The organism is Methylobacterium sp. E-012 (genome assembly GCF_057836545.1).
Genome location: NZ_JBYQEY010000001.1, coordinates 5,149,316 through 5,169,982, shown reverse-complemented (window position 1 = coordinate 5,169,982; position 20,667 = coordinate 5,149,316). Strand labels below are relative to the sequence as shown.

The 20,667-nt window shown below is 65.5% G+C and carries 20 protein-coding genes, 1 tRNA gene and 1 pseudogene; 12 read left to right on the top strand and 10 right to left on the bottom strand.

Going from position 1 to position 20,667, the window contains the following annotated elements:
- The first annotated feature begins 32 nt into the window (after nucleotides 1-32).
- Together AC3IF1_RS24695 and AC3IF1_RS24690 are read left to right on the top strand one after the other, a co-directional pair.
- Nucleotides 33-3,398, top strand: a complete 3,366-nt coding sequence (locus tag AC3IF1_RS24695) for an SEL1-like repeat protein (protein WP_489219752.1) — start codon at nucleotides 33-35, stop codon at nucleotides 3,396-3,398.
- Nucleotides 3,399-3,548: 150 nt separating this feature from the next.
- Entirely contained in the window at nucleotides 3,549-3,986 is a 438-nt protein-coding gene (locus tag AC3IF1_RS24690) for a DUF3429 domain-containing protein (RefSeq protein ID WP_243966722.1), read from the top strand.
- Between the two features lie 340 nt (nucleotides 3,987-4,326).
- Here AC3IF1_RS24690 and AC3IF1_RS24685 read toward each other — a convergent pair whose 3' ends face one another.
- Complete coding sequence (locus tag AC3IF1_RS24685; protein WP_489219751.1) at nucleotides 4,327-5,541, bottom strand: NADP-dependent isocitrate dehydrogenase; 1,215 nt, start codon at nucleotides 5,539-5,541, stop codon at nucleotides 4,327-4,329.
- Nucleotides 5,542-5,747: 206 nt separating this feature from the next.
- On the opposite strand from AC3IF1_RS24685, the gene AC3IF1_RS24680 reads away from it, so the two are divergent.
- On the top strand, nucleotides 5,748-6,521 hold the full coding sequence (locus tag AC3IF1_RS24680; protein ID WP_489219750.1) for an RNA methyltransferase: 774 nt from the start codon (nucleotides 5,748-5,750) through the stop codon (nucleotides 6,519-6,521).
- Here the strand turns inward: AC3IF1_RS24680 and AC3IF1_RS24675 are convergent, their stop codons facing one another.
- On the bottom strand, nucleotides 6,522-6,707 hold the full coding sequence (locus tag AC3IF1_RS24675; protein ID WP_489219749.1) for a hypothetical protein: 186 nt from the start codon (nucleotides 6,705-6,707) through the stop codon (nucleotides 6,522-6,524).
- Between the two features lie 127 nt (nucleotides 6,708-6,834).
- Between AC3IF1_RS24675 and ccmA the strand changes: the two genes are divergently transcribed.
- Complete coding sequence (gene ccmA, locus AC3IF1_RS24670) at nucleotides 6,835-7,479, top strand: heme ABC exporter ATP-binding protein CcmA (protein WP_489219748.1); 645 nt, start codon at nucleotides 6,835-6,837, stop codon at nucleotides 7,477-7,479.
- Nucleotides 7,470-8,144, top strand: coding sequence for a heme exporter protein CcmB (gene ccmB, locus AC3IF1_RS24665; protein WP_279598204.1), 675 nt, complete (start codon nucleotides 7,470-7,472; stop codon nucleotides 8,142-8,144). Before ccmA ends, ccmB begins: the two co-directional genes overlap by 10 nt.
- A gap of 245 nt (nucleotides 8,145-8,389) precedes the next feature.
- Here the strand turns inward: ccmB and AC3IF1_RS24660 are convergent, their stop codons facing one another.
- From AC3IF1_RS24660 to AC3IF1_RS24645, 4 genes are all read right to left on the bottom strand, one after another.
- Nucleotides 8,390-8,794: a hypothetical protein gene (locus tag AC3IF1_RS24660; RefSeq protein WP_489219747.1), complete on the bottom strand. Its 405-nt coding sequence runs from the start codon at nucleotides 8,792-8,794 to the stop codon at nucleotides 8,390-8,392.
- Between the two features lie 457 nt (nucleotides 8,795-9,251).
- Entirely contained in the window at nucleotides 9,252-9,446 is a 195-nt protein-coding gene (locus AC3IF1_RS24655; RefSeq protein WP_489219746.1) for a hypothetical protein, read from the bottom strand.
- Nucleotides 9,447-9,584, bottom strand: a complete 138-nt coding sequence (locus AC3IF1_RS24650) for a hypothetical protein (protein ID WP_489219744.1) — start codon at nucleotides 9,582-9,584, stop codon at nucleotides 9,447-9,449.
- A 54-nt stretch (nucleotides 9,585-9,638) separates the two neighbouring features.
- Nucleotides 9,639-9,770: a hypothetical protein gene (locus AC3IF1_RS24645; protein WP_489219743.1), complete on the bottom strand. Its 132-nt coding sequence runs from the start codon at nucleotides 9,768-9,770 to the stop codon at nucleotides 9,639-9,641.
- 476 nt (nucleotides 9,771-10,246) lie between these two features.
- Between AC3IF1_RS24645 and AC3IF1_RS24640 the strand changes: the two genes are divergently transcribed.
- On the top strand, nucleotides 10,247-10,456 hold the full coding sequence (locus tag AC3IF1_RS24640; protein ID WP_489219742.1) for a hypothetical protein: 210 nt from the start codon (nucleotides 10,247-10,249) through the stop codon (nucleotides 10,454-10,456).
- Nucleotides 10,456-10,704, top strand: a complete 249-nt coding sequence (locus AC3IF1_RS24635) for a histone H1 (protein ID WP_489219741.1) — start codon at nucleotides 10,456-10,458, stop codon at nucleotides 10,702-10,704. Before AC3IF1_RS24640 ends, AC3IF1_RS24635 begins: the two co-directional genes overlap by 1 nt.
- Here AC3IF1_RS24635 and AC3IF1_RS24630 read toward each other — a convergent pair.
- Entirely contained in the window at nucleotides 10,673-11,947 is a 1,275-nt protein-coding gene (locus AC3IF1_RS24630) for an AAA family ATPase (RefSeq protein WP_489219740.1), read from the bottom strand. The two genes, AC3IF1_RS24635 and AC3IF1_RS24630, sit on opposite strands and share 32 nt — an antisense overlap.
- A 141-nt stretch (nucleotides 11,948-12,088) precedes the next feature.
- Between AC3IF1_RS24630 and AC3IF1_RS24625 the strand changes: the two genes are divergently transcribed.
- Nucleotides 12,089-12,973 carry an IS1 family transposase gene (locus AC3IF1_RS24625; protein WP_489219739.1) on the top strand — a complete coding sequence of 295 codons (885 nt, stop codon included), beginning with the start codon at nucleotides 12,089-12,091 and terminating at the stop codon, nucleotides 12,971-12,973.
- A 672-nt stretch (nucleotides 12,974-13,645) separates the two neighbouring features.
- On the opposite strand, the gene AC3IF1_RS24620 is transcribed toward AC3IF1_RS24625, so the two are convergent.
- The 3 genes from AC3IF1_RS24620 to AC3IF1_RS24610 form a co-directional block, all read right to left on the bottom strand.
- Nucleotides 13,646-14,455 (bottom strand): hypothetical protein, encoded by an 810-nt coding sequence (locus AC3IF1_RS24620; protein WP_489219738.1) that lies wholly within the window; start codon nucleotides 14,453-14,455, stop codon nucleotides 13,646-13,648.
- Complete coding sequence (locus tag AC3IF1_RS24615) at nucleotides 14,443-15,525, bottom strand: hypothetical protein (RefSeq protein WP_489219737.1); 1,083 nt, start codon at nucleotides 15,523-15,525, stop codon at nucleotides 14,443-14,445. The genes AC3IF1_RS24620 and AC3IF1_RS24615 overlap by 13 nt, the downstream gene beginning before the upstream one ends.
- A 689-nt stretch (nucleotides 15,526-16,214) precedes the next feature.
- Nucleotides 16,215-16,291 (bottom strand) — tRNA-Met (locus tag AC3IF1_RS24610).
- A 234-nt stretch (nucleotides 16,292-16,525) separates the two neighbouring features.
- Here AC3IF1_RS24610 and AC3IF1_RS24605 point away from each other — a divergent pair.
- The 4 genes and pseudogenes from AC3IF1_RS24605 to AC3IF1_RS24590 all read left to right on the top strand — a co-directional run.
- A pseudogene (locus AC3IF1_RS24605) lies at nucleotides 16,526-16,960 on the top strand (CHRD domain-containing protein); the annotation flags it as partial.
- Nucleotides 16,961-17,484: 524 nt separating this feature from the next.
- Nucleotides 17,485-18,390, top strand: coding sequence for an aldo/keto reductase (locus tag AC3IF1_RS24600; protein WP_489219736.1), 906 nt, complete (start codon nucleotides 17,485-17,487; stop codon nucleotides 18,388-18,390).
- Entirely contained in the window at nucleotides 18,380-19,126 is a 747-nt protein-coding gene (locus AC3IF1_RS24595; protein WP_489219735.1) for an NADPH-dependent F420 reductase, read from the top strand. Before AC3IF1_RS24600 ends, AC3IF1_RS24595 begins: the two co-directional genes overlap by 11 nt.
- Before the next feature lie 54 nt (nucleotides 19,127-19,180).
- Nucleotides 19,181-20,557, top strand: coding sequence for an NTP/NDP exchange transporter (locus AC3IF1_RS24590; protein WP_489219734.1), 1,377 nt, complete (start codon nucleotides 19,181-19,183; stop codon nucleotides 20,555-20,557).
- The last annotated feature ends 110 nt before the right edge of the window (nucleotides 20,558-20,667 follow it).

Below are 20,667 nucleotides of genomic sequence, written 5' to 3'. Positions count from 1 at the left end.
GAACGCCGAACGCTGCCGACCACAGGCCCCCGATGACCCGCACCGCGATGCCGCAGCTCGACAGTTTCGATCCCGAAGTGCTCGACGCCGCCCGCGACGTCGCCGCCCGGGCCGGGGTTCCGCTGGAGACGTGGATCGCCTCGGTCGTGCCGCAGCCGCAATCCGGCGCGCCGGGCAACCGGCGGCACCGCCGCCGCCTCCGGGCGGAGCAGCCCGACCGGCCGGTGACCCGCCCGGAGACCGCGATTCGGCCGGAGCCGCTGGCCGACCGGGCGGTGGCCCATCACGGCGCGGTCTCGCCCGAGGATCGCCCAGCCGCCCGCCCGGCGCCGGCGACCGAGACCTACCCCATCGCCGAGACCTACAGTGACGGCATCGCCGCGCTGATGAACCGGCTCGACGGGCTCGACCGGGCCTTGGACGCGGACCGGCGCGAGTCGCAGGTGGCCGAGGCGCAGCGGCTCGCCGAGATCGAGGCCCGGATCGAGCGCGCCCTCAAGGGCGCCCCGGTCCAGCAGGTGACCGAGCGGCTCGGCGACATCGAGCGCCGGATGTCGCAGCTCGGCGAGCAAGTCGCCGCTACGCGTCAGCCCAGCCGCCGTGCGCGTCCGGCCGCCGCCGACATCCGCAGCGCGGTCCAGGACATCCGCCAGCGCCAGCGGGAGCTGTCGCAGGAGGTGGCGGGCGACGTCGCGACCCGTGCCGCCGCGGATGGCGGGGTCGTCGCGAGCATGCGCCTGGACCTCGCCCGGCGCCTCGTGGTCCGCACCGAGGACGGGGCCGCTTCGGCCGATGTTTTGTCCGAGCTGCAATACGAGATCGTGCGCCTGCGCGCGGCGATCGACCGGCTCGCCACGAGCCGCGACATCGGCGCCCTGGAGGAGGCCGTCGTCACGCTCGCGGGCGGCATCGAGCGGGCCCGGGCCGGGACCGATCTGACCGCCGTCGCCCAGCCGATCGAGGAGATCCGAGCCCAGGTCGCGCACCTGTCCGATGAGGTCGCCGAGAACGCCCACGCCCGCGTCGAAGAGGATGTCCGGCGGCTGGGCGAGCGCCTGGACGGCCTCGCGGCGACCGCCCCCGCCGATGCCGATGGACGGATTCTGGCCGGGCTGTTCACGGACCTCAAGGAGATCCGTGACCGGATCGGTGCGCTCGCCGGCCCGGAGCGGATTCAGGACCTCGCGGAGAGCCTGGACTCGGTGAGCGCCCAGGTCGCGCAGCTGCGGCGGATCCGCGGCGATGCGGATCTGCGCCCGCAGCTGGAGGAGATCCGCAGCGCCGTGACGGTCGCCGCGCCGGCCGCCCTGGCCGAGCAGATTCAGATGCTGGCCGCAGAGGTCGATAACCTCTGCGCGCAGGAGGAGGGGGCCGCACAGGCCGGCACCGCGGACATCGCCCATCCCGGCGAGCCGGCCTCGATCGACGCCATGCTGCACACCCTCGCCGAGGAGGTCGACCACGTCGGCACCCGCTCGGAGCACGAGGGCCTGGACGCCCTCGAACAGCAGGTGGTGACGCTGGCCGGCCGCCTGGATGCGCCGCGCGGCGCCGACCCGGCGCTGGTCGGTCTCGAACGCACCATGAGTGACCTGCTGCAGCAGGTCACCGCCCTCCGGGAAGCGGCTCCGAGCGAGGCCGCGGTGGAGCGCGCCGCCCGGAACGCCGTCGCCCAGACCCTCAGCGGGTCCGGTCTCGCCGCCGAGACCGGGGAGATCGGCCTCCTGCGTGCGAGCCTCGCCGACATGCAGGCGCGGCAGGCGGTGTCGGATCAGCGCCTCGGCGCCACGCTGGAGGGCGTCCAGACCGCCCTCGAACGCCTCCTCGTCCGGCTCGGCCCCGTGGAGGCCGTCGACCCGCGGGCGCCCTCGCTGGGCGAGCGCCTGATGTCCTCGACGAGCGCGGAGGTGTCGCTCGCCGCCGCGGATACGAGCCCGGCCGCCCGGCGGGAGGGTGCCGAGACCCCGCGGATCACCGACGATCTGCTCGAACCCGGCAGCGGGCGTCCGACGCGGGCGGGCCGTGGCCTCCCCGGCCGCCGGTCCGGCAAGGAGCGCCCGGCCGAACCGGTCCGCGCCCGCCCGACCGTCGAGCCCGGCGCCGAGAGCGACATCAAGACGAGCTTCATCGCGGCGGCCCGCCGGGCCGCGCAGGCCGCGCAGGCCGAGCTGGCTGCCGAGGCGCCGACCGAGCGCCGCGACACGCGCACCGCGAAGGTGGCGCCGCAGATTTCGGGCGAGCCGGGCCGACTCGAGCGGTTGCGGAGCGAGGTTGATCGCCGCCGCCGGCCGTTGCTGCTCGGACTCGCGGCGATCGTGCTGGCGCTGGGCGCGCTCCAGGCGATCAACCTGCGCAATCCGGAGGAGCCGAAGCCGGTCGTGGCCGCGAACCCGGCGCCGACCGTCCGCCCGGACTCGGCCGGCGACCCTGCGCGCGGGGCCGTTAAGCCCGAGACCGGCGAGACCGCCAAGGAGACCACGAAGGACATCCAGAAGGAGCTCCCGAAGGAGAGTGCCAAGGAGTCCCGGGCGGAGACCTGGAAGGACGCGCCGGGCGCGAAGCCGCCCTTGGCCGATCCGACGACCACCCAGGCCCTGCCGAACCCGGTTCCGGCCGACGCCCGTACGCCCACTGCCAAGGCCCCGGTGCCACAGGTCTCGGGGATGAACACCCTGCAGGCCGATCTCGGCAACCTGCCGCCGGCGCTCGCCAAGGTGAAAGCCGCCGCCCTCGACGGCGATGGTACGGCGATCTGGGACATCGCCACCCGGGAGAGCGACGGACGGGGCATGCCCCGCGACCCCGCCGTGGCGGCCAAGCTGTTCGAGAAGCTGGCTTCGGCGGGCTACGCCCCGGCCCAGTACAAGATCGCGGGCCAGTACGAGAAGGGGACCGGCGTGGTCCGCGACCTCGACAAGGCCAAGGCCTGGTACGGCCGCGCCGCCGAGCAGGGCCACGCCCGGTCGATGCATAATCTAGCCGTGCTCTACGCCGAGAACCCGGCCGCCAACGGGAAGCCGGACTTCGCGTCCGCGGCCTCCTGGTTCCGCCAGGGCGCCGAGTTCGGTGTCCGCGACAGCCAGTATAACCTCGGCGTGCTGTACGCCCGGGGAATGGGTCTCGCGCAGGACCTAGTGCAATCCTACGCTTGGTTCGCGGCCGCCGCGGCGCAAGGTGACGACGATGCCGCCAAGAAGCGCGACGACGTAGCGAACAAGCTCAGCACCGCCGATCTGGCCAGCGCGAAGACCCTGGCGGCCGGGTTCAAGCCGCGAAAGATTGACGCGGCGGTGAACGAGCCCCCCAGCCAGAAGGCCGCCGCCACGGCGCCGATGTCGCTCCTCGGCGCTCCCGCGCCCAGTCCGGTCGCCTTCACCGCCCCGCCGCGGCGGTCATAGGGAACGCGTCCGGGGAGGCGCGACGCCGCGGCGTCCCGGGCAATCCGAGCTTGACCGCGGTACGGCGATGCGGGAACCCTCCGGCCGGCTCGCGACTGAGTGGGATCGGATCGCACGGGTCTCCGACCCTTGCCGCTGCTCGGAGGAAGGATGGCGCGCCGGAACACCGTCCCGATCGGGGCCCTCGTGCTCGGCGTGGCCGGCCTGATCCCGTTCCTGGGTTTTGCGGCGCTGGCGGTCTCGGGCAGCGACGGCGGCTTGAGCAGCCTCGGGCTTGCGCCGCGCACGATCCTCTCGGCCTACGGGGCGGTCATCGCCTCGTTCCTCGGCGGGATCCGCTGGGGTGCCGCGGCGGCGCGCAATGCCGGCAACGCCGATTACCTCATCGCCATCATCCCCTCCCTGGTGGCCTGGGCCGCGCTGGCGGCGCCGGCACCCTGGGACCTGCGCATCCTCGGCGTCCTGGTCCTCGCCTGGGGCCTGATCGATCAGGATCTGCCCCGACGTGGCCTCTCCCCGCTCTGGCTCGGCCGGCTGCGGCTGGTCCTGTCCGGCGTGGCCGGGGCGGCCCTGCTGGTCGCCGCCTGAGACGGCTCGACGGGACGATCACGCGTCAAGACCGTGATCGATACACGGCCCGCTCCAGGGCCAGCGCCCATCCCATCCGGGCCTGATCCTGAGGCGCCGGCGGCAGCTTGCCTTCAGGCGGGCGCCCGGGATCGCGCAGCCGGGTTGAGGGCTCCTTCGAGGCCTGCGCTGCGCTCCGTCGCCTCAGGATGAGGGGGATGGGTGGGATCCTGATGAATTTTTCGCGGTGCTCGGTCGTGTCCGGCGGCAGACCCCGGGGGGCAGCGCCGGCGGTCCTTTGCGTGAAAACGGCGGACGTCCCGGGGACGCCCGCCATCCGTCGTGTCGCCGCAGAACCGCGTCAGGCGCCCATCGCCGCCTTGAGGTTCTGGTCGACCTTGTCGAGGAAGCCGGTGGTCGAGAGCCACTTCTGCTCCGGCCCGACCAGCAGCGCGAGGTCCTTGGTCATGTGCCCGGCCTCGACGGTGTCGACGCAGACCTTCTCGAGGGTGGCCGAAAACTTCGCCAGATCGTCGTTGCCGTCGAGCTTGGCCCGGTGCGAGAGGCCGCGGGTCCAGGCGAAGATCGAGGCAATTGAGTTGGTCGAGGTCTCGCGGCCCTTCTGGTGCTCGCGGTAGTGGCGCGTCACGGTGCCGTGGGCGGCCTCGGCCTCGACGGTCTGGCCGTCCGGGGTCATCAGCACCGAGGTCATCAGGCCGAGCGAGCCGAAGCCCTGCGCGGCGGTGTCCGACTGGACGTCGCCGTCGTAGTTCTTGCAGGCCCAGACATAGCCGCCCGACCACTTGAGGCACGAGGCGACCATGTCGTCGATCAGGCGGTGCTCGTAGGTGATCCCGAGCGGCTTGAACTTGGCCTCGAACTCCTCCTCGTAGACCTTCTGGAACAGGTCCTTGAACCGGCCGTCATAGGCCTTGAGGATGGTGTTCTTGGTCGACAGATAGACTGGGTACTTGCGCGCGAGGCCGTAGTTCAGCGACGCACGGGCGAAGTCGATGATCGACTGGTCGAGGTTGTACATCGACATCGCGACGCCGGCGTCCGGGAACTTGAACACCTCCCTCTCGATCACGGTGCCGTCGTCGCCCTCGAACTTGATGGTCAGGCGCCCCTTGCCGGGGACCTTGAAGTCGGTGGCGCGGTACTGGTCGCCGTAGGCATGGCGACCGATCACGAAGGGCTGGGTCCAGCCCGGCACGAGGCGCGGGACGTTCTTGCAGATGATCGGCTCGCGGAAGATCACGCCGCCCAGGATGTTGCGGATCGTGCCGTTGGGCGAGCGCCACATCTCCTTCAGGCCGAATTCCTTCACCCGCTGCTCGTCGGGGGTAATGGTGGCGCATTTCACGCCGACGCCGTGGCGCTTGATCGCCTCGGCGGCATCGACCGTGACCTTGTCGCCGGTGGCGTCCCGGTGCTCGACGCCGAGGTCGTAATATTCCAGATCGACGTCGAGATAGGGATGGATGAGCTTGTTCTTGATCTCGGCCCAGATGATCCGGGTCATCTCGTCGCCGTCGAGCTCGACGACGGGGTTCGCTACCTTGATCTTCGCCATGGACCGATGCCTTCCGCGTTGTTCCGGCGCACGGCATGCAAGCGCCGTGCGGTCGCCTGCCCAAGGGGTCTCGGCCGAGTCCTGGGGCGGTTTTCGCCCCGCGACATAGCGCGGCCCTTCCGGCGACGGAAGGCGCGCACTGTCATCCCGGCGGCTTCGTCACCCGACCCTCGACGGACCGGGGCCGGCCATGCCAGAGGGCCGGCATGACGAGCCGCGACGCGCCGGGCGAAACCCCGAGGACGGTCACCGAGATCCCGCCCGGCATTGCTCCGGCGGTGATCCTGGTCGAGCCGCAACTCGCCGAGAACATCGGCATGACGGCCCGGGCCATGGCGAATTTCGGCCTGTCGGAACTGCGTCTCGTCAATCCGAAGAACGGTTGGCCCAAGAAGGGCGTGCGCGAGGCGGCGTCCGGCGCCACGCATGTCCTCGACGGGGCGACCCTGTACGGCAGCCTCGCCGAGGCGATCGCCGATTGCCGCTACGTGCTGGCCACAACGGCGCGCGAGCGCGGGCAAATGAAGCGGGTCTTCGCCCCCGAGGAGGCCATGGCCGAAGTGGTGGCGCGCCCGGGCCAGCGCACGGCGGTGATGTTCGGGCGCGAGCGGGTCGGTCTGACCAACGACGAAGTCTCCCTCGCCGACGCCATCGTCACCTTCCCGGTCTCCCCGGACTTCCCCTCTCTCAACCTCGCCCAGGCGGTGCTGCTGGTCGGCTACGCGTGGCGTCAGGCCAGCGGCCGGGCGATCCTGCCATTCACCGGCGAATTGCTGTCCCCGCCGGCGACCCGGGAGGCGCTGGTCGCCCTATTCGGGAGCCTGGAGACGGCCCTCGATGCGGCCGGGTTCTATCCGCCGGAGAAGCGGGAGATCATCGCACGCAACATGCGCGACATGCTCCACCGCATGAGCCTGACCGAGCAGGACGTGCGGACCTTCCGGGGGGCCTTGCGGGCGCTGATCCGCCGGGGAGCCTGATCAGTCGGGCTGGCTCGGCATCTCCGGCGGCTTGCCGCCGCCAAAGCAGCGCCCGACCGCCTCCCAGAACGCCGCCTGCTCGTCCGGCGTGCAGGCGGCGATCCGCGCCTCGACCTTGGCGCGGCCGGCCACCGCGTCCGGGGTCTCGGCGATCTCCGCCTCGCTTGAGTATCTTGCCTCGGCCATGGGCAATCCTCCTCCACAGAACGAAAGCGTGACCGGACGGCGCGGTTCCGTTCCGGGCGACAATCGGGCATGGAGGCGGCGCCGTGTGGGTCGCCGCCCGGCGGCGGGGGAGAGGTCGGGGTATCGGGTGCGGCTCAGCGTCGACAATCTGGCCTGCCGCCGCTCCGGGCGCCGCATCTTCTCGAATCTCGCCTTCGCCCTCGGGCCCGGCGACGCGCTTGCGGTCACCGGCCGGAACGGCGCCGGCAAATCGAGCCTGCTCGCGATCCTCACCGGCCGGCTGCGACCCGAGGCCGGTCGCATCACCGTGACCGATGTCGGCGAGGCGAGCCTGCCCGAATGCCTCCACGCGGTCGGGCACCGCGACGGGCTCAAGTCCTCCATGACGGCCGGGGAGAACCTGCTGTTCGCCCGGGATCTCCTCGGCGCGCCGCGCCTGACACCCCACGACGCCCTGGAGCGGCTGGGCCTCGGCCACGCCCACGACCTGCCGGTGGCCTACCTCTCGGCCGGGCAGCGGCGGCGGGTCGCCCTGGCCCGGCTGCTGGTCTGCGCGCGCCCGCTCTGGCTGCTCGACGAGCCGACCGCGGCGCTGGACGCGGGCTCGCAGGCGATCCTGGCCGCGCTGATGGACGGGCACCGGGCCGGGGGCGGCCTGGTGATCGCCGCCACCCACCAGCCGCTCGATCTGCCCGGGGCGGCGGAACTGCGCATCGAGCGCTGCACGGTGGGGGCGGCGCCCGAGGTCCCGGAGCCGGAGGAATGGGCGTGATCCGCGCCATGCTCGCCCTCATCGGCCGGGACCTGCGCCTCGCGGGACGCGTCGGCGGGTCCGGCGCCCTGTCGCTGGTCTTCTTCCTGATGATCGTCGCCCTGGTGCCCTTCGCCCTAGGGCCCGACCTCAACCTGCTGTCGCGGATCGGCCCGGCGATCCTCTGGCTCGCCGCGGTGCTTTCGACCCTGATCGGCCTCGACCGGCTGTTCCAGGCCGACGAGGAGGACGGCTCCCTCGACCTGATGACGGCCGCGCCGGTACCGCTCGAATGCGTGGTCCTCGCCAAGGTCGCGGCCCATTGGCTGACCACCGGGCTGCCGCTGGCGCTCGCCGCCCCGCTGTTCGGCCTGCTCGTCGCCCTCGACGGTACTGCCATGGGCGCCACCGCGCTGACGCTGCTCGCCGGTACGCCGGCTCTGAGCTTCATCGGCGCGGTGGGCGCGGCGCTCACGGCTTCGATCCGGCGGGGCGGGCTGATTCTTGCGGTCCTGGTCCTGCCGCTGATGATTCCGAGCCTGATCTTCGGCGTCTCGGCCGCCCAGGCGGCGACGGGGGGTACGGTGCCGTTTCTCGTGCCGCTGGCCGTGCTGGCGGCATTGACCCTCATCGCGGCCGTCGTCGGGACGCTGGCGGCGGCGGCGGCTTTGCGCTGGCCGGAGTGATGCTTGACAATCGCGCGCTATGTCTTGCCGATGGTATGCCGAAGACCGCGACCGCGCATTGCCCGAGTTAATCCATCCGCTTCTCGGCCAGTATTTTTAGCAGTCGATCGTAATCTCAGTCGATGTCTTCCGTAACCCGGAAGGTCGATACCTCGACGTGGCTGTCGTCAAAGCACGCGATCTCGAGCCTGATCGTATCTGACCGATCCCGCGCGAGTATGATCGCTGATTTAGCCGATCATAACTTAAACACTGTGTTCCAGGGGAAACGACGTTGAACGCCAATAGGGTTCAAGCTTCGTGCCGGTAATGTTCGAGGCCTCCCAGCCATGCAGCAATCGCGCCAGCGCTGCGCGGTCGCCAGCCATCAGCGGTTCGGTCAACAGGCACCACTGGTCGTAGACGTAATCGCATAAAACATCTGAAACGGTCGTGTGCGGCACATACTTGTGCATCACAGATTGCCACTCGGCCTGCGCGGCCGGAATTTCGCCGAGTGCGACATGCATCAGCGTCTTCCAAGGCGGATACTCGGCAAAGGAGTTGTTCTGGTGTGAACGGAGGTGGACGATCGTCTTTTCCAAGGTATCGAGAGTGGAGAACACCGGCAGGATCCTGGCTTCGACTTGATCGATAAAGTCGCCCGGCATGGTGGGATCATTCCATTCGAACAGCCCGGTTTGGCCCTTGGGCTTGTATTGAGGTGATCGGCCAATTAGCGCACACGCTCCGCTCCGACTGATGAACGCATAATGTCCCGGCTCGAAGCGAGTATCAACCCATCAGTCGACTGTAAAATACCCTCTTTTCGATCTATTGTGAATGCGAATATAACGGCTCCAGTGCGTTACCGGGAGATAGACCATAATGTTACCGGCGGCCATGATGAGGTTATTGTGCCGTTGGAGCAGAGGTTTGGCCAGCCGCTTGATTTGGGGAGCCGAGCTCATGTTTGCGGTTTCACTTGAATGATGATGATTCGCTTTAGGTAAGGGTAAGTCCTGATGGCGGTGGCGGCGAGCTGCATTGCCCGCGTCAATGAGATCTCTGCATTTCCGGTTTTGTGATCATAGACGCAGCGCGACCAGGGCAATCGCTTGAAGGGGATCAGGCGGTCTGAGCGACGATGGCCCTGAGGTAGACGTGATTCCAGACAGAAGCTTTCCTGCGGGTCTGGAGGCTGTCGGTTCCGGGCGCGGTGCGGATGAGGTTCATGGCCACGTGCTTGATGATGGCCATGGTGTGAGGACCGTTGGCGATGCTCAAGCGCATGAAATAGTCGTGGAAAATGACATCAAGCACTTAGTGGAGCTGGTTTTCGATACTCCAATGTGTCTGCGTGGCGCGGGCAAACAGCTTGGCGTTGGGCGGGAGTGAGGACAGGAACTGGCGCCGCTCGACCGAGGTCTTGTCGCCGCGTCCGACCGTCGCCTCGACCACGGTCTTAAGGTCGGGGAAGCGCGGCTCGCCGGGATCGCGGCGATCCGAGGTGAGTCAAGCGACGTCGTGGCAGACGACGTGGCGGCGAAGTTCGCGGCGCCCGTGGTCAAGATCGGTGGTCTGATGGGTCTCGAGGCGGGCTTGTCCAGGATCGTCGAAGATCAGGCGTACGTCCTTGGCGAGCACGGGCCGGTTCCTCGTGCGCGAGGAGATTGTCGGCGCCCTTGTCAAGAATGGTTTGGGCGATGGTGGTCTGCGTGGCCATGGCGTCGATCGTCACCGAGGCGCCCGTCCACTGTAGCCGCTCAAACAGCAGCCGGATCGCCGTGATCTCTGTGGCTTTCTCACCCACGGCCCCCTGGCCCAGCACCAGTCACTGGCGCGTGACCCCGGCAGAGACGACAAGGAGCGGTTGGCCGCCCTTGGCCCGGACGCGACGCGACCTCTTGCCATCGATCGCGACGATGTCGGGCTCGGTCTCGCGAAGGGCTTCGACCCTGGCCGCGTAGCACGCCAAGAACAGGCCTGGATCTAGAGCATTCAGAACGTTGTTGAGGGTGTCGTGTGACGGTAGTGGGTCAGTTTGAAATTCGGCCTAGTTGACGCGGCCTAGCGCGACCAAGCCCAAAGCCCTATCTTTCGTTTCCACAGGAGATAGCGCCATGGAATGGAAGGTCGGCGACCAAGCCACTCAAGGCAATCGAAAGCCAATCCTCATGATCGAAGCCATCTCCGAGGATGGCAAGACCGCCACTTGTTCATGGCGGACCAAATCAAAAGAGCGCAAAAAAGACGACTTTCCGACAGACACACTCACTAAATATGAATTTGTCGTAGGGGTGTCATCCAGCATGAACCGGCGATTCCCCTGATGTCCGCCCCCAAGCGCCCCCGCGATCCCAACCAACTCGCCAAATTCGTCGTGGATGTGGTCACGGGAGAGGCTGAGGACGAGCCGAAGACCCATAAGGCAGAGGCAATGTCACAAGCTGAATATGGCCGCAGAGGCGGCATCATCGGCGGCGACAAACGATCGGCGGCACTTTCACAGCAAAGACGCACAGAGATAGCAACTAAAGCTGCGCAAACTAGGTGGAAAAAAGATCCGACTGACGCTTAGGACTGAAAGCTAGGACATGTTTTTTCGTTATAATTCCTCGGTTCATGCATTCTAAAATCACGTAGGGCTCCATAAGGGCCTTCTTAAATCGAAAACTGAATTTACGCCTGTCTCCAGATTTTTCCAGTATACTTCCTCGACTTGGATCGCAAAACTCATTGAGATGATAAGAGAAAGCAGGAACGTCGTAGCTTTCGCCCATTATCTCGCTTAATCTTGATGCCACTGCTTTTGCATTGAATTTTCCAAGGTTGTCTTTTTGAGCGAGCGCGCAGGCCGCCAAAACGTGTTTGAATATATTGTCTTCGCGCTCTGAAAACGTGGCGTCTTGAAATCCTTCTTTGATAGTTTGGTTTGCCTCCGCTAGCGCGCGAACCGTTGCGGCTTGCACATCCTTCATCTCGACGCGGAGGCCTTGTCGATCGCAGGCGGCTTGCATTGCGTGCAGACCGAGCAGATGTGCGTAATGCGGCAGGCCTTTTGATATGAATACGCAGTCCCATAGCGCATCCGTGTTGATTTGCATTCCGGCTCTCACCAGACGGTTCCAAATAATATCGATGATTTCCTGGTCCGACATCCGCGGCATTTCCACTTCGGCCATTGCCCGACCGATCGACTCGTGACCTTTTAACAGATCGCTTACAGTCTCTGAAACTCCAACAATGAAGAATGTAGCATTTGCCCCCTCGTCGGAAAGAAGCTTAATCATATTTGAAACGAGTCTCTTAGATTGTTCATCCCTAAGTACGTCAAATTCGTCTATTACAATGATCGGAGTTGCTGACGACACCATATTAGCAATTTCTAAAAGCACGTCGTCGGGGGTAATGTCTTTGCCTTCGTATGCGTCGGCAAGACGTACTTTTTTGTCCCCGTCAAAAAATGCCATTCTCTTGAATATTTTGAACATGATTTCTCGGAAATTGTCTCCTTCTGTTACTGCAACTCTGATATAGGTGACGTTGCTGGGCGATTTATCGGCAACATATCTGAAAACATTTACCAACGACGACTTACCGACGCCGCGCTCGCCATAAATTACAGCATGACTACCCGCTAGACGAATGCGTTGCGACAGTCGAGCGATTTGCTCTTTTCTACCATCGAATAAATCTTGTTCTTTAATCGCGGTGCCGGGCGTAAAAAGCTGCTCCGCGTCAGCTCTAAGTGCGAGCCAATCCTCCTGAGTCATCGTTCCTGTAGCACGTGCCGATTTGAGGGAATCGAAAAGCCCCGCCATGCGTCCGCCGTCTCTCGCTTGCCTGTCTGCTAAATAGCACAAAATACGCGCCGCACCGCCTTAAAACGGGGGTGGTATCGGTCGCGAAAGTGACCCTTTTTGCTTGACCCTCAAGCATGCGTGGCGCACTGTGTGCGGGCTATGAACAAGCTCTCTGCCACCGACCGTGCGCGCATCCTGCACCTGCTATGCGAGGGCAGTTCGATCCGCGCGGTGGTCCGGCTCACGGGCGCCAGCAAGAACACCGTCGCCAAGTTGCTCGTGGACGCCGGCCGGGCGTGTGCCGACTACCACGACCACCACGTCCGCGGCGTCCAGGCCAAGCGGGTGCAGGTGGATGAGATCTGGTCGTTTACCCACTGCAAGCAGAAGAACGTCGCCACCGCCAAGGCCGCGCCGGACGATGCGGGCGACGTGTGGACGTGGACCGCGATCGACGCGGACACGAAGCTTGTGCTGGCCTACCTCGTGGGTGGCCGGGACGCGGAGTACGCGAACGCCTTCATGCTCGACGTGGCAGATCGGCTGAACAGCCGGGTGCAGCTCACGTCGGACGGGCACAAGCCGTACCTAGAGGCCGTCGAGGGCGCGTTCGGTGCGGATGTGGACTACGCCGTCCTACAGAAGACTTACGGCACAGCTCCTGAGGCCGCGAAGGGCCGCTACAGCCCACCGGTCTGCACCGGGGCCATCAAGCAGCGGATTGAAGGCAAGCCCGACGACGCGCACGTCTCCACGTCCTACGTAGAGCGTCAGAACCTCACGATGCGGATGCACATGCGCCGGTTCACACGGCTCACCAACGCGTTCTCGAAAAAGGTCGAGCACCACGCCTACGCGGTGGCGCTGCACTTCATGTACTACAACTTCGTGCGGCTGCACGGGAAGCTGCGAGTGAGCCCGGCGATGGCAGCCGGCGTAACGGATCGGCTGTGGGAGATTGCCGATATTGTTGCACTGGTTGAGGCGGCGGACAAGAAGCCGGGAAAGCGCGGTAGTTACCGCAAAGCTAGCTCTTCCACATGAGTTTGATTGCAGATGCTATTGCGGAAAAGCACAGTAGCCAAAGCACGACTTCACCAGCTGCGCCTTTGAACTCGAAGCCAAAGCCCTTAAATTCAAGGGAATTCTCTGTCTGTCTAAATAACGCAATTACAATAAACGATGCTAAAAACGCGAATGGCAGGCCAATTATAACGGGGAAATTTTTAAGAACTAGATCAGTTACAACGTTATCAAATCTGTTTAACCACAGAGCATAAATCAAGACGGATACCATCAATAGGCCCGCAATCGCGATGCCTACATTGGTCAGTTGACGCCAGTCCATCCCTATGCCCCTTCGTCCAGGCGCAGGATGGCACAACTCACCAGCGCGAGCCAGAAAATTCAAACTGACCCACTACCCGTGTGACGAATGTCATGCCGGAACGGCAGCATCGTGCCCAGGAACGCCGGCTTCTCCCAGTCCCAGCGTCGGATCCCGACGAAGCGCTCGGCCGAGGCCAAGGGCGCGCACAAGGTCGTGCATAGGACCAGCAAGACGATCCCCAGCAGTGGGTCGATTACCTTCCTACTCTGGCGCGGATCATCCGTCGCCGAAGAATGCTCCACCCGTGCGGTGCCTGGCATCGCATGCGTCACCTCATCGAGGCGCCCTATGAATCACGCAATACGCAACACCGGAATCCATTCCTTTCAAGCAGTCGCCGTACCTTTCCGGTCCCCATCGCCTTCGGTAGGGCCGACAGGGGTGGCGGCAATTGGGGGAGCAACTTTCTGAAACGGAAACGCCGTCGGCTGCCAGTGACGGCCGAGCTTGAAACGGTCTGCTTCGGTGCGCTCATTCTCCCAAAGCAGTTTTGCCAACATCATGTGGTCGCCTCCCTTCAGTACCTCCCCCACGGCGAGGCAGCTGCGAAGATAATCTGACATCGGTTTACCATCGATCGCTGTTTGATTTTCGTGTCGTTCCTTAAAGCTCGGGGTAATCAAATCCCAATGCGATCTTGCGGTTGCAAACTCGCCAAGCGCTGCATGCGTGAAACACATCCAAATATGATCGTTGCGAAAGCTGTAACCTCTTATTTCCTGAGATAAGATAAAAGTTACAATTTTCTCGATCGAGTCTAAGGATCGGAGAAAGGGTAGAACTTCGGTTTCAATTTGCTCGACGAAATCGTTACGAATCATCGGGTCGTCCCAATCCCAGACGCCGTCTTGCCCGGCTGGTTTGAACCGACGGGATCGACCAATCAAACCGATCGATCGACCATAGCCTCCAAAACCGAATTTGTCCCCACGAATATACAACTCTGTTAGTCTCCATTCGAGCAGGAAGTACCCACGGTTTGGTTTATTATCGATCCGGATCTGCCTGGCGATGTGACCAACACTCTGAAGACAAAGAAACTTTCCGCCTGTCAGAACAACATCCTGATTTCGATCCAGTAGCGGAGCAGATAATTCTCGAATTTGCTGCGCCGCCGCAAGTATCAATGTCGCCATTTCCTGGGCCTCACTTGTATCATGATAAATCGCACGACGTCGGGGAATTCGCGTTTTGCCGCTATGACCGAATCGACGGCTTGACGACGGGTCAAACCCTTCCGTCCAATTTTTGGATCGTAAATACATGCGGTGTCGATACGAGGCCTTTCAAATATATCGGACCTCTTGCTACCAGATAGTATGAATTTTCCATCTTCATTGCGCTTGGCAAGAATGAGTTCGGCGACAAAGTTTGGATCTTTCTTCTCGTTAATCGTATGCGCAATCTCAACATGAATCTTTGTACCCAGCTGCGTCGCATTTGCGTACCCGCCTTGCGCTGTCACACGCGCAGTGACATCGTCGACGATCGCCTGCACTTCCCCATTTCTTGGACAAGCTTCGTCCAATTGTTCTTGGCTGAGTTGGCCAATCCAGATCGGCATATCCTTTTCAGGATCGTCCCCGCTTTTATATTCTTGCGCTGTGAGCCCGAGAACGGTGCCGTACCCGTCCTCCCGGGCAGAGAGATACGTCAGGAGCTGCAACCCAAGCTCGAAGGTTGCGATGATGGGGGCTGCGATCAGCGGTAGAGCAGGGGCAAGGGCAGGTTGAACAATCGGCTCAGCGACGAGGCCTGTCGGCGTGAACGTGGTCCGCGACAGGACTTCCCCCGTATTGCCATCTCGAATCGTCTGGGTTTCGCCGGATGTCTCGAAGATCCGGCTCTCACCGTCCGGAGCAATAACCGTATGCTGTTCGTCGAAGGGTTGGCGCCCCGCATGTATTCGGATCGAGAGGACGCGCGTCCCATCCTCGAGCGTCGTGCTGTCCGCGAGCGCGGGCGGATCCTCAGGAGAAGGTCCGCCGGGTCGATCCTCTTGGAGAGAGGCCCACTGGCCCCCGCTGGGGCCCTGCACCCATTCGCCACCGTTTGGCTGTCCCGCCGGCGCGCGCGGCTGCGTCTCCCAACCTTTGGCTTGAAGCTGCCGCCGCAGGCGGATCAGCTTGGCCTCCAACGCGAGACCGGCGAGGATGTCGCGCAGGACGATCGACTCGCGTCGAACATTGGTTTCCTCACGCATCATCGTATCGTCCCAACTGGCCGCGCAGGCGTGGCGGAGGCGAAACAGAACCAGAACATAGGAAAAAAGTCAAGAAAAAGGACGCGCGACTTGCTCGGCCGGGATGTGCCCCAGGTCCGGTATCCCGGCTAAAGCTCTTCGAGGCTGACGACGGAGTGCAGGGAGGCTGTGTTCCAAACTGCCCTTCTGCGTCGTAGCTCTTGGGCGACCTGTCGGACCGCGGGCATGGTCTGGGTGCCGTAGCCCTTGCGCAGGCGGGACAGGTCGTCGGCTGATACGACGTCGAAGTTCCCGCGCAGCCTCTTCCTCGTCCCGAAGCCCTCGACGGACGAGGGCCGCGGACGTCCGCTGCGCCAGGCTCACCCGTGGAATCTTCGGGGCTCGTTGGGCACGGCGTTCCAGGGAGCGAGGTCAGCGATGGGTGGGCGTGGCGGGTATGGCGGTCTGCAGTTTGTCAGGGACACCGTTCGTTCCGGTGTCACCGCGGGACTTCGACCCGCGGCAAGGCATGGTCGAGTCGGTCACAAGGCCCAAACACGAGGCGCCTGTGGACAACCCCCTGCGTAGCCGCGGGCCGCATCCTTGCAGCCAACCTGGCCTGGGCCCCGGAGCCCGACGCCCCGTATCCGGTCCGGTAATGAAAAAGCCCCGGCGTCCTGGCCAGGGCTTCGCAGCAAAGCGTTTATTGAAGTTGGTAGCGAGGGAGGGATTTGAACCCCCGACACAAGGATTATGATTCCTCTGCTCTAACCAGCTGAGCTACCCCGCCCCAAGCCGCCTGCGCCCCGGAGGGCGACGCGTGCAACGGCGGCGGTATAGGGAGGCCGGGCGCATAGTGTCAACGGTCATGCGCGCCGTTTCGCAATGGTCTCGGGAGCGACGGACGCGCGGGGGTTGTCATGCGGGGCGGGAGGCCAGCGGCACGGCACGCATGTTCGACCGTGCGCGCGCCCCTATGTCGGCCGAACGGTCCCTGTTGGGGCCGGCTAGATCGGAGCGTTCAATGACCCGTAGCGCCATCACCCCGCTCGCCGCCCTGCTCGCTTTCGCCATCCCGCTCGTCGCCGCGCCGGCCTTCGCGGCGGCCGGGGCGGCCTACCGCGCGGCCCTCAGTGGGGGCAGCGAAGTGCCGGCGACCCCGTCGACGGGCACCGGGGCGGTTTCGGCGACCTACGACCCGGCCACCAAGCGCCTGAGCTGGACCGGGACGTATAGCGGCCTCACCGGTCCGGTGACTGCGGCCCACTTTCACGGACCGGCCAAGGCCGGCGAGAATGCCGGCGTGCTCGTACCGGTGACGGCCACCACCAGCCCGTTCTCCGGCGAGGCGACCCTGGACGACGCCAAGGCCGCGGATCTCGAAGCCGGCAAGCTCTATTTCAACCTCCACACCGCGGCCAACCCGAAGGGCGAGATTCGCGGTCAGGTGGAGCCGGCGCACTTATCGACGCAACGGACGCCTCGACGCGCCGGCGCGCGGCCGTTAGGCGGGTCTCCCCACCCGCCGGAGCTTTCGATGAAGCTTATCGAGGCCATCATCGCCTGGACGCCCATCCGCTGGGCGGAGCTGAAGCCCGAGACCTCCGGGCAGGTCGTCGTCCTGGCCGCGCCCGACGCTGCCGGTGAGGCGCGACGCTACATGATGCGCGCCGGCGCCAGTTCGTCGGCGCTCGCTGCCCTGTCGGACGAGGCGCGCATCGCCCGCCTATTCATCGATTTCCAGACACTCGTCGTGCGCGACGGCATCGATCCGCAGGCGGCGCACCGGGCCCTCCTGGCCATCGACGAGTACCGGTTCCGCATCGCCCCAGACACGGAAGGTGCCGCGTTCGAGGATCCGCCCGAGGAGGATTAGCGCGACCTCTCGTCCGGACGCGCTCGCGCAAGCGTGAGAATAACGAATACACTTGGGCCGGCGGCGCCCTATGTGAGTCGGTGTCCTGACCCCGTCGGAGGCCGGCCATGCCCGTATCCCGTCGCGCCGTCGTCGCCGCGGCCGCGCTCGCTCCACTGGCGAGCCGCTTCGCCCAGGCCGCCGAACCGCTGATCCGCCGGCCGATCCCGTCCAGCGGGGAGATGCTGCCGGCGATCGGGATCGGCACCTCCCGCCGCTACGAGGTCGAGCCGACACCCGACAATGTCGCGCCCCTCAGGGAGGCGGTGCGGAGCTTCGTGGCCCTCGGCGGCACGGTGATCGACACCGCGCCGAGCTACGGCACGGCAGAGGACGTGCTCGGCGCCATCCTCTCGGAGCCGGGCCTGCGCCAGAAGATCTTCCTGGCCAGCAAGGTCGACACGACCGGGCACGAGGCGACCCGCGCGGAGTTCGAACGGTCGTTGACGCGGATGAAGGTCGAGACGCTCGATCTCGTCGCCGTCCACAACCTGATCGACGTGGCCGACAACCTCGCATTGCTGCGCGACCTCAAGAGCCTGAAGCGGATCCGCTACGTCGGAGTCACCGTCTGGCGTGACAACCAGCTCGAGGCGCTGGAGGCCGTGATGAAGCGGGAGACCCTCGACTTCATCCAGGTGAATTACGCCATCGACAACCGGGCCGCCGCCGAGCGCGTGATCCCGCTCGCCGCCGAGAGGGGCATGGCGGTGATGACCAACGTGCCCTTCGGCCGCGACCGCCTGTTCAAGGCGGTGCAGGGCAAGGATCTGCCGCCGGTGGCGAAGAACCTCGGCTGTGCGAGCTGGCCGCAATTCTTCCTCAAATACGTCCTGGGCAACCCGGCCGTGACCTGCCCGATCCCGGGCATGGCGAAGGCCAGCTACGTCGCGGACAATCTCGGCGCCGCCCGGGGGGCACTCCCGGATCCGGCACAACGCAAGCAGATGGAGAGCTTCATCGATGCGGTCTGATCGAGTCACGCGCCGCGCGGCGCTCGCCCTGGCGGCTGGCCTGTCGCTGGCGGTTTCCGCCATCCCGGTCCAGGCGCAGGACGGGGCGAAGAAGATCCGGATCGGCGTGATCGGCGCCGGCAATATCGGCGGTACCATCGGGACGCTGTGGGTGAAGGATGGGCACGAGGTGATGTTCGCCTCGCGTCACCCGGAGACCCTCGCGTCCATGGTCTCGGAACTCGGCCCCAAGGCGAAGGCCGGCACCCCCGAGGAGGCGATCAAGTTCGGGGACGCGGTCTTCATCGCCGTGCCCTACAAGGCCTATCCGGATCTCGCCAAGGAGATCGGGCCGGCCCTGTCCGGCAAGATCGTGCTCGACGCCGGCAACGCCACCCAGCGGCGCGACGGGGCGCTCTACGACGAGGTCCAGGCGAACGGCATCGGCACCACCTCCGCCAAGTACTTCCCGGGCGCGAAGCTGGTCCGGGCGTTCAATGCGGCGAACTACAAGGTCTTTGCCAAGGAAGGCGCCGACGGCGGCAAGGCCCGCGCCGGCGGCCGGATGGCGATCCCGATCGCCGGGGACGACCCGGAGGCGCTGAAGGTCGCCGAGGGTCTGGTCCGCGATGCCGGCTTCGACCCGGTGGTGGTCGGTCCGCTCAAGGAGGCCGACCGGTTCGCCATGGGCTCCCCGGGCTTCGGTCATGAACTCACCGCCCCGGAGCTGCGCGAGAAGCTCGGCGTCGCCAAGTGAACCGCCGGGGCCGCAGCGGCGTGACGGGGACGACCTTGCCGGTGAGATCGCCCCATGGCTGAGCCAGCCGCGGCCCGCGGGCCGCTCGCGCGCCTGATCGACATCCAGCCCGGGGAGGGCAGGGCGCTCGCCTGGGCTTGGGCCTACATCTTCTCGATCCTGGCCGCCTACTACGTCCTCCGCCCGATCCGCGACCAGATGGGGGTCGCTGGCGGCATCGAGAACCTGCCCTGGCTGTTCACCGCCACCCTGGTGGGCATGCTCGCCCTGAACCTGCCCTTCGCCTACCTGGTGAAGCGGATGCCGCGGGCCCGGTTCGTGCCGATTACCTACCGCTTCTTCGCGGCCAATATCCTCGCCTTCGCGCTGACGCTGTACCTGGCACCCCCGGACTGGGGGGTGTGGATCGGGCGGGTGTTCTTCGTCTGGCTGTCGATCTTCAACCTGTTCGTGGTGTCGATCTTCTGGGCGACGATCGTCGACGTGTTCTCCAATGCGCAGGGCCGGCGGCTGTTCGGCTTCATCGCGGCCGGCGCGACGCTCGGCGCCATCGCGGGCTCGGCCACCACCGCGCTCCTCGCCAAGAACGTCCCGACCTGGGGCCTGATGCTCGGTGCCGTCGTGCTCCTCGAAGTCGCGGTGTTCTGCATGCGCGGCCTGGCGGCACACGCGACGCGCCTGCACGAGATGCCCGGATCGACGCAGGGCGCGGGCGACGGGCAGGACCGGACGATCGGCGGCAGCGTGCTGGCCGGCGTGACCCGGACCTTCGCGTCGCCCTACCTACTCAACATCTCCCTGTTCCTGCTGCTGTTCTCGGTGACGTCGACGTTCCTGTATTTCGAGCAGGCCGGCATCGCGAAGCGCAGCTTTCCGGATCGTGGCGCGCAGACCGCGTTCTTCGCCAGCGTCGACCTCGCGGTGAACGTGCTGACGCTGGGCGTCCAATTGTTCCTCACCGGTCGGATCGTGAACCGGATCGGCATCGCCCTGACCCTCGCCATCCTCCCGGCCTTCAGCATCCTCGGCTTCGCGGCACTCGCCCTATGGCCGACGATCGGCGTGATCGTCGCGTTTCAGGTCCTGCGCCGAGCGGGCAACTTCGCGATCGCGCGCCCGGTCCGGGAAATCCTGTTCACGGTCGTCCCGCGGGAGGACCGCTACAAGGCCAAGAGCTTCATCGACACGGTGGTCTATCGGCTCGGCGACCAGGTCGGCGCATGGTCGTTCACTGGGATCCAGGGGCTCGGCTTCGGCAGCATCGGCATCGCCGGGGCCGCGATCCCGCTGTCCATGGTCTGGCTCGTGAACAGTCTCTGGCTCGGCCGCGCCCAGGAGCAGCGCCGGTCCACGCAGGATCTCGCGGGCGCCGACGAACCGGGCCCGGTGCCGGTTCCGCTCGACCGTGCCGTGGCTTCGACCGGGCGGTGACCCGCGCTGCGCAGCGGCTCGACGCGATATCAGAGCCGACGCCGAGATCCGCTTGGGAGCCACGCATTCGCGGCGCCAGTCCGTGCCGGAAAGTCGGTATGGTTAACGTG

Coding starts and splice junctions, on each gene's coding strand:
- AC3IF1_RS24635 (WP_489219741.1), top strand. CDS start 10,456: ATGTCCGCCCCCAAGCGCCCCCGCGATCCCAACCAACTCGCCAAATTC.
- AC3IF1_RS24615 (WP_489219737.1), bottom strand. CDS start 15,525: ATGATGCGTGAGGAAACCAATGTTCGACGCGAGTCGATCGTCCTGCGC.
- AC3IF1_RS24595 (WP_489219735.1), top strand. CDS start 18,380: ATGCGGTCTGATCGAGTCACGCGCCGCGCGGCGCTCGCCCTGGCGGCT.
- AC3IF1_RS24660 (WP_489219747.1), bottom strand. CDS start 8,794: ATGCCGGGCGACTTTATCGATCAAGTCGAAGCCAGGATCCTGCCGGTG.
- AC3IF1_RS24675 (WP_489219749.1), bottom strand. CDS start 6,707: ATGGCCGAGGCAAGATACTCAAGCGAGGCGGAGATCGCCGAGACCCCG.
- AC3IF1_RS24620 (WP_489219738.1), bottom strand. CDS start 14,455: ATGGCGACATTGATACTTGCGGCGGCGCAGCAAATTCGAGAATTATCT.
- AC3IF1_RS24630 (WP_489219740.1), bottom strand. CDS start 11,947: ATGGCGGGGCTTTTCGATTCCCTCAAATCGGCACGTGCTACAGGAACG.
- AC3IF1_RS24640 (WP_489219742.1), top strand. CDS start 10,247: ATGGAATGGAAGGTCGGCGACCAAGCCACTCAAGGCAATCGAAAGCCA.
- AC3IF1_RS24680 (WP_489219750.1), top strand. CDS start 5,748: ATGACGAGCCGCGACGCGCCGGGCGAAACCCCGAGGACGGTCACCGAG.
- AC3IF1_RS24590 (WP_489219734.1), top strand. CDS start 19,181: ATGGCTGAGCCAGCCGCGGCCCGCGGGCCGCTCGCGCGCCTGATCGAC.
- AC3IF1_RS24685 (WP_489219751.1), bottom strand. CDS start 5,541: ATGGCGAAGATCAAGGTAGCGAACCCCGTCGTCGAGCTCGACGGCGAC.
- AC3IF1_RS24625 (WP_489219739.1), top strand. CDS start 12,089: ATGAACAAGCTCTCTGCCACCGACCGTGCGCGCATCCTGCACCTGCTA.
- AC3IF1_RS24695 (WP_489219752.1), top strand. CDS start 33: ATGACCCGCACCGCGATGCCGCAGCTCGACAGTTTCGATCCCGAAGTG.
- ccmB (WP_279598204.1), top strand. CDS start 7,470: ATGGGCGTGATCCGCGCCATGCTCGCCCTCATCGGCCGGGACCTGCGC.
- AC3IF1_RS24600 (WP_489219736.1), top strand. CDS start 17,485: ATGCCCGTATCCCGTCGCGCCGTCGTCGCCGCGGCCGCGCTCGCTCCA.
- AC3IF1_RS24690 (WP_243966722.1), top strand. CDS start 3,549: ATGGCGCGCCGGAACACCGTCCCGATCGGGGCCCTCGTGCTCGGCGTG.